Source organism: Pseudomonas sp. v388 (genome assembly GCF_003935425.1).
GTDB lineage: Bacteria > Pseudomonadota > Gammaproteobacteria > Pseudomonadales > Pseudomonadaceae > Aquipseudomonas.
In genome coordinates this window covers 457,606-470,881 of the sequence record NZ_RHQN01000002.1, presented here as the reverse complement: position 1 = coordinate 470,881, position 13,276 = coordinate 457,606, and the positions used below count along the sequence as shown (strand labels likewise).

Sequence of the window (13,276 nt, the reverse complement as noted above, 5' to 3'; positions counted from 1 at the left end):
TACGGCAGCTTCAAGCTACAAGCTTCAAGCTGCTAGAAATCGAATTCGCAGGCGTTCGCGCACTGCCGTTAACTTGCGGCTTGAAGCGTGCCGCTCGCAGCTGCGTTACTGCGGATTTGCCCGGGTGCTGGAGAGCAGCGACTTCAGGTTGGCAGCCTTGGGCTTGACCAGCCAGAAACGACGCAGGTAGTCGTCCAGGTTTTCCGCGAGATTGCGACCCCACTCACTGTCGGTTTCCGCAACGTATTCATCCAGCACGCTCTGCAAATGGGTGCGATACGCTTCCATCGCTTCGCCGCTGATGCGCTGGATCTCGACCAGTTCGTGGTTGACCCGGTCAACGAAGGTGTTGTCCTGATCGAGCACGTAAGCGAAACCGCCGGTCATGCCGGAGCCGAAGTTGTAGCCGGTCTTGCCCAGTACGCAGACGAAACCGCCGGTCATGTACTCGCAGCAGTGGTCGCCGGTGCCCTCCACGATCGCATGCGCGCCGGAGTTGCGCACCGCGAAGCGCTCGCCCGCCGTGCCGGCCGCGAACAGCTTGCCGCCGGTGGCGCCGTACAGGCAGGTATTGCCGATGATGGCGCTTTCGTTGGTCTTGAACGGGCTGCCTTTGGGCGGCACGATCACCAGCTTGCCGGCGGTCATGCCTTTGCCGACGTAGTCGTTGGCGTCGCCTTCCAGGTACATGTTCAGGCCGCCGGCGTTCCACACACCAAAGCTCTGCCCGGCAGTACCTTTGAAGCGGAAGGTGATCGGCGCCTTGTTCATGCCCTGATTGCCGTGCAGCCGGGCGATCTCGCCGGAAATCCGCGCGCCGATGGAGCGGTCGCAGTTGCAGATATCCAGTTCGAACTCGCCGCCGCTGAGGGACTCGATGGCAGGCTTGGCCATCTCGACCATCTTCTCGGCCAGCAAGCCTTTGTCGAACGGCGGGTTGCGGTCTACAAGGCTGAACTGAGGCTTGTCGGCCGGAATGTGGTCGCTGCCCAGCAACGGCGTGAGGTCCAGATGCTGCTGTTTTTCGGTCTCGCCCGGCAGGATGTCCAGCAGGTCGGTGCGACCGATCAGCTCTTCCAGCGAACGAACACCCAGCTTGGCCAGCCACTCACGGGTTTCTTGCGCCACATAGGTGAAGAAGTTGATCACCATCTCGACGGTGCCGATGTAGTGATCCTTGCGCAGCTTCTCGTTCTGGGTCGCAACGCCGGTGGCGCAGTTGTTCAGGTGGCAGATACGCAGGTATTTGCAGCCCAGCGCAATCATTGGCGCGGTGCCGAAACCGAAGCTTTCGGCGCCGAGGATGGCTGCCTTGATTACATCCAGGCCGGTTTTCAGGCCGCCGTCGGTCTGCACGCGAACCTTGCCGCGCAGGTCGTTGCCGCGCAGGGTCTGGTGAGTTTCCGCCAGGCCCAGTTCCCACGGCGCGCCGGCATACTTGATGGAGGTCAGCGGCGAAGCGCCGGTGCCGCCGTCGTAGCCGGATATGGTGATCAGGTCGGCGTAGGCCTTGGCCACGCCTGCGGCGATGGTGCCGACGCCCGCTTCCGCCACCAGCTTGACCGAAACCAGTGCCGCCGGGTTGACCTGCTTGAGGTCGAAAATCAGCTGCGACAAGTCTTCGATGGAGTAGATGTCGTGGTGCGGCGGTGGCGAAATCAGCGTCACGCCCGGTACGGCATAGCGCAACTTGGCGATCAGGCCGTTGACCTTGCCACCCGGCAGCTGCCCGCCTTCGCCCGGCTTGGCGCCTTGGGCGACCTTGATCTGCAACACATCGGCGTTGACCAGGTATTCAGGCGTGACGCCGAAACGGCCGGTCGCGATCTGCTTGATCTTGGAGCTGCGGATGGTGCCGTAGCGCGCCGGATCTTCACCGCCTTCACCAGAGTTGGAGCGCGCGCCCAGGCGGTTCATCGCCTCGGCCAACGCTTCGTGGGCTTCCGGGGAAAGAGCGCCGAGGGAAATACCGGCAGAGTCAAAGCGCTTGAGGATTTCGGACAGCGGTTCGATTTCGTCGATAGCCAGCGGCTGGTCGAGGGTCTTGACCTGGAACAGGTCGCGGATCATCGACACCGGACGCTTGTCCACCAACGCGGTGTATTCCTTGAATTTGCTGTAGTCGCCTTGCTGCACGGCGGCTTGCAGGGTGCTGACCACGTCCGGGTTGTAGGCGTGGTATTCGCCACCGAACACGAACTTGAGCAGGCCACCTTGCTGGATCGGCTTGCGCGGGCTCCAGGCTTCGGCAGCCAAGGCTTTCTGCTCGGCTTCGATATCGACGAAGCGCGCGCCTTTCAAGCGGCTCGGCACACCCCGGAAACTGGTGTGGCAGACGTCTTCGGACAAACCGATCGCTTCGAACAATTGCGCGCCGCGATACGAAGCGATGGTCGAGATACCCATCTTCGACAGGATCTTGAGCAGGCCCTTGGTAATGCCTTTGCGGTAGTTCTTGAAGACTTCGTACAGGTCGCCCAGCACTTCGCCGGTGCGGATCAGGTCGCCCAGCACTTCGTAGGCCAGGAACGGGTAGACCGCCGATGCGCCGAAGCCGATCAGCACGGCAAAGTGGTGCGGATCACGCGCGGTGGCGGTTTCCACGAGGATGTTGCTGTCGCAACGCAGACCCTGTTCGGTGAGGCGGTGGTGGACCGCGCCGACCGCCAGGGAAGCGTGCGCCGGCAACTTGCCCGGCGCGATATGGCGGTCGCTCAGCACGATCAGGGTGCGACCGGCGCGCACGGCTTCTTCGGCCTGATCGGCGATGTTGCGGATCGCGGCTTCCAGGCCGATCTGCTCGTCGTAGTTCAGGTCGATGATGTGCCGCTCGAAACCGGGACGCTCCAGGTTCATCAGCGAACGCCACTTGGCCGGGGAAATGACCGGCGAACTGAGGATTACACGGGAAGCGTGCTCTGGCGACTCCTGGAAAATGTTGCGCTCGGCACCGAGGCAGATTTCCAGCGACATGACGATGGCTTCGCGCAGCGGGTCGATCGGCGGGTTGGTGACCTGCGCGAACTGCTGGCGGAAGTAATCGTAAGGCGAACGAACGCGGCGCGACAGGATCGCCATCGGCGTATCGTCGCCCATGGAACCGACCGCTTCCTGGCCCTGCTCGCCCAATGGACGCAACACCTGATCGCGCTCCTCGAACGTGACCTGGTACATCTTCATGTACTGCTTGAGCTGGTCGCTGTTGTAGAAAGCCGAACCGTGGTCGTTGTCTTCCATGGTCGCCTGGATGCGCAGGGCGTTCTTGCGCAGCCATTGCTTGTACGGATGACGCGACTTCAAGCGGTTGTCGATGGCATCGGTGTCGAGGATCTGACCGGTTTCAGTGTCCACCGCAAAGATCTGGCCCGGACCGACGCGTCCTTTGGCGATCACGTCTTCAGGCTTGTAATCCCACACGCCGATTTCCGACGCCAGGGTGATGTAGCCATTGGTGGTGGTGACCCAGCGCGCCGGGCGCAGGCCGTTGCGGTCGAGCAGGCAGACCGCGTGGCGACCTTCGGTCATCACGATACCGGCCGGGCCATCCCACGGTTCCATGTGCATGGAGTTATATTCGTAGAAGGCACGCAGGTCCGGGTCCATGGTCTCGACGTTCTGCCACGCAGGCGGAATGATCATCCGCACGCCACGGAACAGGTCGATGCCGCCGGTGACCATCAGTTCGAGCATGTTGTCCATGCTGGAGGAGTCGGAACCCACACGGTTGACCAGCGGACCGAGTTCTTCCAGATCCATCAGATCGTTGGTGAACTTGGTGCGGCGCGCCTGCGCCCAGTTGCGGTTACCGGTGATGGTGTTGATTTCACCGTTGTGCGCCAAAAAGCGGAACGGCTGGGCCAGCGGCCATTTTGGCAGGGTGTTGGTCGAGAAACGCTGGTGGAACACGCAGATCGCGGTTTGCAGGCGCTCGTCGCTCAGGTCCGGGAAGAAGGCCGTGAGGTCGGCCGGCATCATCAGACCTTTGTAGATGATGGTCTTGTGCGAAAAGCTGCAGATGTAGTGGTCGGTGTCGGCGGCATTGGCCACCGACGAGCGACGACGGGCGCTGAACAGCTTGATCGCGAATTCCTGATCGCTCAGGCCGTCGCCGCCGATGAACACCTGCTCGATCTTCGGCAGGCGCTCCAGCGCCAGTTGACCCAGAACGCTGGTGTCGATGGGCACCTGGCGCCAGCCGATCAGCTCCAGCCCTTCGGCCAGGATCTCGCGGTTCATGTTTTCACGGGCAGCATCGGCGCGGGCGTCGTCCTGATTCAGGAACACCATGCCTACGGCGTATTGGCGCGGCAGTTCGGCACCAAAGTGTTCCTTGGCGACGGCGCGCAGGAATGCATCGGGCTTCTGGATCAACAAACCACAACCATCGCCGGTCTTGCCGTCGGCGTTGATCCCACCACGGTGGGTCATGCAGGTCAGGGCTTGGATCGCCGTCTGCAACAGGTGATGACTGGGCTCGCCCTGCATATGAGCGATCAGGCCAAAGCCGCAGTTATCCTTGAATTCATCTGGTTGGTACAGACCTGCTTTCATAGACACTTTCTCACCAGGCTGCCTCTATCAGAGGCTTTTCCTTTTTAATTCAACCACTTACTTGTCACGCCGAACGCACGCCGGCTTTGGACAGGCAAAACGGAGGTCATTGTACACAGCGATACAAAGGCTCACAAATTTTGCGACGATTGGCCGATATTTATTGTCGCAATTTTGAAGGTTTTAGAGTGCGCCGCCGTGCTAGTCAAAACATTTTTTCGTGAAACTGACCGAAGCGACGAGGACTTCTGAGCGTTTGTGACGCAGACGCCACAAGGCGCACCACCCAGAGGCGGTGCGCTCAAGCGGGTAAAATCAGGGGTTGCCGGGTGAGCGGCCTGGATAAGGCCGCTGCGACTTCAGCGAGTGGCGCCGAGCTCTTGTTGAACGCTGGCGACAGTACGAGGCCAAGGTTTACCAGCCTGAACCTTGGCTGGCAATACCTTGATGGCTGCCAGAGCGGCAGCACGGTCGGAAAAGTTACCGTAGGTCACGACGTACAGAGGCTTGCCCTGCAGGGTTTTCTTGAAATAACGGTACTCGCCGCCCTGTTCGGCCACATAGGCCTGAGCGGTGGCTTCGGAGCTGGTGCCCAGAATCTGCACCACATAACGGCCCGGCGCCTGACTGCTGTACCAGCTGCCACCGGCCGCTGGTTTGGCGGCAGGCTTTTCGGCGGGCTTGGGTGCAGGCTTGGCAGTGGCGACCTGAGTCGGTGCCGGAGCCGGCTTGACCACCGGAGCAGGCTGCGGCGCCGCGGCCGGAGCCGGGATGGTCGAGCGTGGCGCTGGAGCGGCTGCCTGCCCCGCTGGGACGCCGGCAGGTGGTGCAGTGGTGGTGACGGTCGGCGGCTGGGCAGGCGAACCGGTTGGCACCGCATCCTCGTCGACATCACTGGAACCGGCCGCCTCGGCCAGCGGGCCGCGCATCACCGGCTGGGAATTGCCGACCAGCGGCAGAGACTGAGGCTGGGAGTTGCCCGCGAACTCGATGGCCGGGCCACCGTTGTTCGATTGCTGGGCTGAAGGCGTGCCCTGACCCAGCGGCAATTGCGCCTGAGCGTTGGCAGGAGCATTGGCCGGAGCCTTGTCGTCCCGACCGGGGATCAGCACTGCTGCTGCCACGGCCACGACCACTACTGCGCCGAGAGCCAATACGTGTTTTTTCGGCATGTTGAACCCCACACTTGGACGTTTGACCGCGGAGCGACTCGCGATCATCGCCTCGATCATAGAATCGCGGGCCACCTGGTTGATTGCCCCAGGCCAGCCATCGGATTGTTCATGGATATCGGTAATCTGGTCGGCGGTGAACAAGGCGATTGACTGCCCCGCACCTTCGAGCCGTTGCGCCAGGTACTCGCGCGTTTCCTCTTCCGTGTAGGGTTGCAGCTCGATGACATGAAAGCGTTCGCCTTCGACATCGCCCTGCAATGCAGCGCACAACTGATCCAGGCGATCGAGCAACGATGGCTCGCCGAACAGGAACACATGCGGCCGACCTTCCGGCGTGCCTTCGGCCAGCCCCAGCAAGGCTTCGAGCGCCGAATCGCCGAGTTGTTCCGCATCGTCCACCAGCAGATAGACTTCCTGGCCGGTCAGCCCCAGCTGCACGACCTGGGCAAGAATGGCCTGCATTTCCGCGTGGGCGACGCTCAACGCCTGCGCTACCTGCTGCAGGACGCCGGCCGCATCGCCGGCACCTCGCGCCGAAACCACCACGCTCTGGACCGACTGTTTATTGGTGCTCGCCACCAGTGCCTGGCGCAGCAGGGTCTTGCCGCTGCCCTGCGGGCCGGTGACGGCCAACAACAGCTGGCTGTAGCGCGCCAGATGATGAAGCTGACCCAGCACCGGCTTGCGCTGGGCAGGGAAGAATTTGAAGCCAGGTACCCGCGCCGCAAAGGGGTCATGACTCAACTGATAATGACCGAGGAAGGCCTCGTCGGCATGCAAACTAGTCATGGGTTTTCCGTTAACCTCTAAGCTGATCCACCAGGGCGCGGTAGTCCGCAACCAGGGTGGCCTGTAGTACTTCTTTTGGATAATCGTCCGTGATAACCGCTTCGCCCAGCCGGCGCAGGAGCACCAGCCGCAGACGTCCGTCGATGACTTTCTTGTCGATCGCCATGTGTTCGAGGAAATTGTCCTGCGTCATGTCCTGAGGCGGCACCACCGGTAGGCCGGCGCGCTGCAACAGGCGAATGCCACGGTCACGCTCGTCAGAGGTGATCCAGCCCAGGCGCTGGGACATTTCCAGGGCCATGACCGTGCCGGCGGCAACTGCCTCGCCGTGCAGCCAGACACCATATCCCATGTGCGTCTCGATGGCGTGGCCGAACGTGTGCCCCAGATTCAGTGTCGCCCGCACTCCGGACTCACGCTCGTCGGCACCGACCACCAGCGCCTTGGCAGCGCAGGAGCGCTCGATGGCCTCGGTCAGTGCCGCCTGGTCCAGCCCGCGCAACTGCTCGACATGTTCTTCGAGCCAGGTCAGGAACGGCTCGTCGCAGATCAGCCCGTACTTGATCACCTCGGCCAGTCCGGCGGACAGCTCACGCTCGGGCAGGGTATTGAGCGTGGTGGTGTCGATGAGCACGACGCCCGGCTGATAGAACGCCCCCACCATGTTCTTGCCCAGCGGGTGATTGATGCCGGTCTTGCCGCCCACCGACGAATCGACCTGGGACAGCAGAGTGGTCGGGATCTGGATGAAATTGACGCCACGCTGGTAGCACGCGGCGGCAAAGCCGGCCATGTCGCCGATCACACCGCCGCCCAGAGCGATCACGGTGGTGCGGCGATCATGCCGGGCCGTCAGCAAGCCGTCGAAAATGGTTTGCAGGGTTTCCCAGTTCTTGAACGCCTCGCCATCGGGCAACACGATGGGCAGCACGTTGTAGCCGGCCAGGGTGCGGGTCAACCGCTCAAGATACAGCGGCGCCACTGTCGTGTTGGAAACGATCGCCACCTGCCGCCCAACGATGTGCGGGGTCAGGAGTTCGGGACGATCCAGCAGGCCTTCGCCAATATGGATCGGGTAGCTACGCTCACCAAGCTCGACCTTAAGTGTCTGCATGTGTCCCCACATTGATTACCGATTGGGCACTGACGCAGGATTTTCATGCGCCAGGACGGCCACAGGCCAAAGCCGCAAGCCGTCGTTATTTTATTGGTCGCCGAGGATAACGCATTTTTGTCTGCGCTTTAACGGGGAGGAAGCTGCGCCAGCAGAGCCAGGATGTCGAGCACCACCATTCGCGGCGGCCGCTCATCGGTTTCGATGATCAGATCGGCGATTTCCCGGTACAGCGGGTCGCGAATCGCCAGCAGTTCGCTCAGCACCTTGGCCGGGTCCGCCGTGCGCAACAGCGGTCGATTACGGTCCCGCGCGGTGCGCCCGACCTGCTGCTCGACCGATGCATGCAGATAGACCACGCGCCCGCCTGCGTGCAACGCACGCCGGTTTTCGCTGCGCATGACGGCACCGCCGCCGGTCGCCAGCACCACGCCGTCGGACTCGCACAGCTCGGCGATCATCGCCTGCTCACGGTCGCGAAAGCCCGGCTCTCCTTCCTTGTCGAAGATCCAGGGGATATTGGCGCCGGTCCGCAATTCGATTTCCTTGTCGGAATCCTTGAAAGGCAGCCGCAGCTCTTTGGCAAGCAAACGGCCGATGGTGCTTTTGCCTGCACCCATCGGCCCTACGAGTATTAAATTTCGCACAGAATCAACGACTCACCGCAATCGCCTGGTTGTTCATGATACGCGGAGTCAGAAACACCAGCAGCTCGGATTTGGTTTCTGAGACCACGTCACGCCGGAAAAGGCGGCCAACATACGGCACATCGCCGAGAAATGGCACTTTATCGACAACTTTACTTTGTGTGTTGGAGAACACGCCCCCTATCACGATAGTCTCGCCATCGGCCACCAGCACCTTGGCGTTGACTTCATTTTTGCTGATCGGCGGCTGGCCCAGCACGGCGTTGAGATAATCGGGCGCATCCTTGGTGACCTTCACCTCCATGATCACCCGGTTGTCCGGCGTGATCTGCGGCGTGACTTCCAGCGACAGGGCCGCTTCCTTGAAGGTCACGGTGGTGGCGCCGCTGGAGCTGGATTCCTGGTAAGGCACTTCAGTGCCCTTGAGGATCTTGGCGGTTTCCTTGTCGGAAGTGACCACCTTGGGTTGCGAGACGATTTCACCGTTACCGGTTTTCTCCATCGCGCTCAGTTCCAGGTCCAGCAGGGTGTTGTTGGTCACGAAACCCAGGCCGATGCCCGATGTCGCGTCCGCGGCGCCCAGATCCACGAATGGAATGTTCGGTCCCAGGCTGTTGCCGTCGTTGCCCGCTTCGTCGCCGTTGTCATCCAGACCGCCGGCACTCCAGTTGCTGCTGCCCTTGAGGTTGGTACGGCCGCCCCAGCGAACGCCGAGCTGCTTGTCATAGTCGACGTTGGCTTCGACGATCCGCGCTTCGATCATCACCTGGCGTACCGGAATATCCAGCTGTGAAACGATACGGCGCAGCTCGTCGAGGCGATCCTGGGTCTGATAGGCAATGATGTTGTTGGTCCGGTCGTCGACCGTGATCGAACCGCGCTCATCGGTCTTGGACTCGGCACTGGTCACCGACTGGAACAGCTTGGCAATGTCGGCGGCCTTGGCGTAGTTGACCTGCAACAGCTCGCGGCGCAGCGGCGCCAGCTCGGCGATCTGCTTGAGCGACTCCAGTTCCTGACGCTCGCGGGCGGCAATTTCATCCGCCGGCGCTACCAGCAACACGTTGCCGATCTTGCGCTTGTCCAGCCCCTTGGTCTTGAGCACCAGATCCAGTGCCTGGTCCCAGGGCACGTTCTGCAGGCGCAACGTAATGCCGCCCTGGACCGTGTCGCTGGCCACCAGATTGAGGTTGGTGAAGTCGGCGATCAGCTGCAGCACCGAACGCACATCGATGTCCTGGAAATTGAGCGACAGCTTCTCGCCGGTGTACACCGGCTTGTCCGCCGCGCGGCGATCCAGGTCTTCATTGGTGAGCGGGCGCACACTGATGGTCAGTTTGTTCTCGGTCTGGAACGCCGAGTAATCGAACGCGCCGGACGGTTCGATGGTGATACTGGTCTTGTCACCGACGGTCGTGGCGTTGACGAACTGCACAGGTGTGGCGAAATCCTTCACATCCAGACGCACCCGCAACGGGTCCGGCAGCGTGGTCTTGGCGAAGTCGACGCGAATCTTGCCGCCCTGCTCCTGGATATCCGGCGCGATGCCGGGATTGCTCAGCTCGATGACGACATTGCCTTCACCCAGCTCGCCACGCTGAAAATCGACATTCCGGATCGCCTTGACGCCGGCCGGTACGAACGGCCTGGCCTGGCTCGGTGCAGGTGCCGGAACCGGCGTGGCAATCCGTGGCGCGCCCATTGCCGTGCTTGGCTGGGACGCTTGCGCCGCGGCGGCGCCCTGCCCGACGACCACGAACAGATTGTTGCCTTCGACCCGAGTGCTGTAGGCCGACAGCGTGGTCATGTTGATAATGATGCGGGTCCGGTCCTGCGCCTGGACGACCACGACGCTGCGCGCATTGCCGGTGCCCAGCTCGCGGCTGCGAGTCGCCAGCTGGCTGGTCACGCCCGGCAGGTCCAGCGCGATGCGCGCAGGCTCCTGAGTGGTGTAGCCGCGCGGCGCCGGAACCGGCGAATCGAACGACAGTTTGAGCTCGATCCGGTCGCCCGGCAGCGCAGCGACATCCAGCGTCTTGAGGTTGGCGGCCTGCAGAACCGGCGAGGTCATCGCTATCCATAGCGATGCGCCGATGATCGAGAGAATCCTGGTCATGGTCAGTTTCCGTTTTGCGGTGTTAAGCATGCTTGGCCTTGCCCACTTCATGAGCGTTCTTTGAGAGCGATACTGCGCGGCCTTTCCAGCCAGGCCCCCTCTCCATCAGGAACAATTTCAATGACATCGACCTGCCCATCGCTGACCGACACTATTCGACCGTTGTTGCGTCCCAGATAATCACCGACCTTCACGCGATGCACTCCTCCGGCTCCGCGCAACAGCGCGAATGTACCCGAGCCGTTGCCGATGGTACCGACCATCTCGAAGGTTTCGATGTTGAAGCCTTCGAGAAACTGTTTGACCCGGTTCTCGTCCGGCGCCACCAGCCGCGACCCCTTCTGACGATTCTGCAGGTCGATCTTGATCGGCGGCTGGAACGGGCTGCGCAACGAGGCCGCGTTGTAAGTGAACGCCTCGTAGGACCAGAACTTGGGAAGCGCCTCGATGGTACCGACAGGCCGCGCCCGCACTTCTTCCATGAAGGTGCTCAGGTCCGAGAACTCCTTGTCCCCGTCGCAGCCCGCCAGACCGATCAGCATCACACTGACGCACAACACTCGCGCCAACCTCATTTCTTGAGCCCTTCATCGTTGTAGCGGTAGGTCTTGGCCAGAATGCTCATGCGTAACCTGGCCGGCGCCTTGGGATCGATCGGCTTGATCTCGAAATCGTGCAGCGTGACGATCCGCGGCAGGCTGGCAACGCCGCTGGCGAAGGTCGCCAGGTCGTGATAACCGCCCACCACCGTGATCTGGATCGGCAGTTCGATGTAGAACTGCTGGGCCTCTTCGGGCAGCAGCTTGATTTCCTCGAACTCAAGACCGCTGCCCAGGCCGGTGCGGGTGATGTCTTCCAGAAGGCCCGGTACTTCGGTGTCGCTGGGCAGCTGCCGCAACAACGCGCCGAAGGTGTCTTCCATTTCCTGCATCTGCTTCTTGTACGCTTCCAGGTTGGCGGCCTGGAACGCCTTGCTGGAAAACTGCTCCTTGAGCGCGACTTCGTTGGCCCGGGCGGTGTCCAGCTGCGCTTCCAGATCCTGGATGAAAAAGAAGTAACCCAGGGCGAACACCAGCACCATGACCAGCACGCCGGAAATGACTTTCACCGCAGCCGGCCATGAGCCTACGTTGTTGATGTCCAGTTCGTTCAGATCGACTTTGCGAAGCCCTTCGAGCCATTCGGTCAGGTTCATGGCTTGGCTCCTTCATCGACGACAGGCTGGGTCTGACGCACGGTCAACTGAAACACGTTGGCCTGATCCACGGCGCCGGCCGTCGCTGCCTTGACCTCGGTAAGACTCGGCGCTTCCAGCCAGTCGGACGCATCCAGGTTACGCATCAGGTCGGAAACCCGGTTGTTGGATTCGGAGACACCGCTGATCGCAATGACCTTCTCGGTCATCTTCACGTCGGAGAAATACACGCCGTCGGGCAGGGTCCGCGCCAGTTGGTCGAACACCCGGCCGATGATCGGACGGTTGCCTTGCAAGTCCTGGATGATCTTCATGCGCTCCAGCAACTGCTTGCGACGTGCGCGCAGGTCGCTGATTTCCTTGATGCGGATATCCAGCTGGACGATTTCCTTTTGCAGGAAGGCGTTGCGCTCGTCCTGGTGGGTAATCGCGTTGCTGATGAAGCGATCCACCAGAAACAGCGTGCCTGCCGATAGCAGCAGGACGCCGACCAGCGCGGTCAGGAAGCGTTTCTTGCGCTCTTCGCGAAGCTCTTCGCGCCACGGTAATAAGTTGATCCGGGCCATCAGTCGAAGCTCCTCAGGGCCAGGCCGCAGGCAATCATCAAAGCCGGCGCATCGCTGGCCAGGGCGCCGGCGTTGACCTTGGAACTCAGGGCCATGTCGGCGAAGGGGTTGGCGACCAGGGTCGGGGTACCGAGACGCTTCTGGATCAGATGTTCAAGGCCGGCGATCGATGCCGAACCACCGGCCAGCATGATGTAGTCCACCGAGTTGTACTGGCCGGCGGCGAAGAAGAACTGCAACGAGCGCGACACCTGCTGCACCAGCGCGTCCTTGAACGGGTCGAGCACCTCGCTGACGTAGTCGTCGGGCAGCCCGCCCTGTTTCTTGGCAAGCCCGGCCTCTTCCATCGACAGGCCGTAGCGGCGCTGGATTTCTTCAGTGAGCTGCCGGCCGCCGAACAGTTGTTCGCGGGTATAGATGATGCGGCCGTGGTGCAGGACGCTCAGGGTGGTCATGGTTGCGCCGATGTCCACCACGGCCACCGTCAGTTCTTCATGGCCGTTGCCCAGCTGGGCAGCGAGCAGACCGAACGAGCGCTCCAGGGCGTAGGCTTCCACGTCGACGACTTTCGCGGTCAGGGCGGCCAGGGCCAGCGCTGCTTCGCGCACCTCGACGTTTTCCTTGCGGCACGCCGCGAGCAGGACTTCGACCCGCTCGGGGTTGCGCAGCGAATAGCCTTGCACCTCGAAATCGATGGCGACTTCTTCAAGGGGATAGGGGATGTACTGATCGGCTTCCAGCTTGAGCTGGTTTTCCATGTCGTCGTCAGACAGACCGGCGTCCATCTCGATGGTCTTGGTAATGACCGCAGACCCGGCCACCGCCACCGCCACCGACCTGGTAGTGGTCTTGGCCTTGACCAGCACACGCGCCAACGCCTGCCCGACGCCTTCGAGATCGGCGATGTTTTTTTCGACGACAGCGTTGATCGGCAGCGGCTCGACCGCGTACGACTCGACCTTGTAACGGGTGCCGGAACGACTCAATTCAAGAAGCTTGACCGAGGTGGAACTTATATCGATCCCTAGAAGGGTATTGGCCTTCTTACTGAAGAGTTCGAACACAACCTGATTCCTATGAGTTTCCGTCACTTACGGAGTTATTTCGTGTCAGCACCGGTGTC

The 13,276-nt window shown here is 61.7% G+C and carries 9 protein-coding genes; all 9 read right to left on the bottom strand.

The window, feature by feature from the left end:
- Positions 1-105: 105 nt before the first annotated feature.
- The 9 genes from gltB to EGJ27_RS06270 all read right to left on the bottom strand — a co-directional run bounded on the left by gltB (position 106) and on the right by EGJ27_RS06270 (position 13,217).
- The gene (gene gltB / locus EGJ27_RS06315; protein WP_125829873.1) at positions 106-4,551 is read right to left on the bottom strand and encodes a glutamate synthase large subunit; all 4,446 of its coding nucleotides are present in this window, start codon (positions 4,549-4,551) and stop codon (positions 106-108) included.
- A 359-nt stretch (positions 4,552-4,910) separates the two neighbouring features.
- A complete protein-coding gene (locus EGJ27_RS06305; RefSeq protein WP_125829872.1) occupies positions 4,911-6,515 on the bottom strand; it encodes an AAA family ATPase in 1,605 nt (534 codons plus the stop codon).
- A 10-nt stretch (positions 6,516-6,525) separates the two neighbouring features.
- Positions 6,526-7,629 (bottom strand): 3-dehydroquinate synthase, encoded by a 1,104-nt coding sequence (gene aroB / locus EGJ27_RS06300; RefSeq protein WP_125829871.1) that lies wholly within the window; start codon positions 7,627-7,629, stop codon positions 6,526-6,528.
- A gap of 128 nt (positions 7,630-7,757) precedes the next feature.
- Positions 7,758-8,276: a shikimate kinase AroK gene (gene aroK / locus EGJ27_RS06295; RefSeq protein WP_125829870.1), complete on the bottom strand. Its 519-nt coding sequence runs from the start codon at positions 8,274-8,276 to the stop codon at positions 7,758-7,760.
- A 4-nt stretch (positions 8,277-8,280) separates the two neighbouring features.
- The gene (gene pilQ, locus EGJ27_RS06290) at positions 8,281-10,392 is read right to left on the bottom strand and encodes a type IV pilus secretin PilQ (protein ID WP_177522950.1); all 2,112 of its coding nucleotides are present in this window, start codon (positions 10,390-10,392) and stop codon (positions 8,281-8,283) included.
- A gap of 47 nt (positions 10,393-10,439) precedes the next feature.
- Positions 10,440-10,967, bottom strand: a complete 528-nt coding sequence (pilP, locus tag EGJ27_RS06285) for a type 4a pilus biogenesis lipoprotein PilP (protein ID WP_125829868.1) — start codon at positions 10,965-10,967, stop codon at positions 10,440-10,442.
- Complete coding sequence (pilO, locus tag EGJ27_RS06280; protein WP_125829867.1) at positions 10,964-11,587, bottom strand: type 4a pilus biogenesis protein PilO; 624 nt, start codon at positions 11,585-11,587, stop codon at positions 10,964-10,966. Before pilO ends, pilP begins: the two co-directional genes overlap by 4 nt.
- Entirely contained in the window at positions 11,584-12,153 is a 570-nt protein-coding gene (locus EGJ27_RS06275) for a PilN domain-containing protein (protein WP_125829866.1), read from the bottom strand. Before EGJ27_RS06275 ends, pilO begins: the two co-directional genes overlap by 4 nt.
- A complete protein-coding gene (locus EGJ27_RS06270; RefSeq protein WP_125829865.1) occupies positions 12,153-13,217 on the bottom strand; it encodes a pilus assembly protein PilM in 1,065 nt (354 codons plus the stop codon). The genes EGJ27_RS06275 and EGJ27_RS06270 overlap by 1 nt, the downstream gene beginning before the upstream one ends.
- Positions 13,218-13,276 lie beyond the last annotated feature (59 nt).

Excerpts from the sequence above, each read along its gene's own strand:
- gltB (WP_125829873.1), bottom strand. The coding sequence starts at position 4,551 with ATGAAAGCAGGTCTGTACCAACCAGATGAATTCAAGGATAACTGCGGC.
- EGJ27_RS06305 (WP_125829872.1), bottom strand. The coding sequence starts at position 6,515 with ATGACTAGTTTGCATGCCGACGAGGCCTTCCTCGGTCATTATCAGTTG.
- aroB (WP_125829871.1), bottom strand. The coding sequence starts at position 7,629 with ATGCAGACACTTAAGGTCGAGCTTGGTGAGCGTAGCTACCCGATCCAT.
- pilQ (WP_177522950.1), bottom strand. The coding sequence starts at position 10,392 with ATGACCAGGATTCTCTCGATCATCGGCGCATCGCTATGGATAGCGATG.
- pilP (WP_125829868.1), bottom strand. The coding sequence starts at position 10,967 with ATGAGGTTGGCGCGAGTGTTGTGCGTCAGTGTGATGCTGATCGGTCTG.
- pilO (WP_125829867.1), bottom strand. The coding sequence starts at position 11,587 with ATGAACCTGACCGAATGGCTCGAAGGGCTTCGCAAAGTCGATCTGAAC.
- EGJ27_RS06275 (WP_125829866.1), bottom strand. The coding sequence starts at position 12,153 with ATGGCCCGGATCAACTTATTACCGTGGCGCGAAGAGCTTCGCGAAGAG.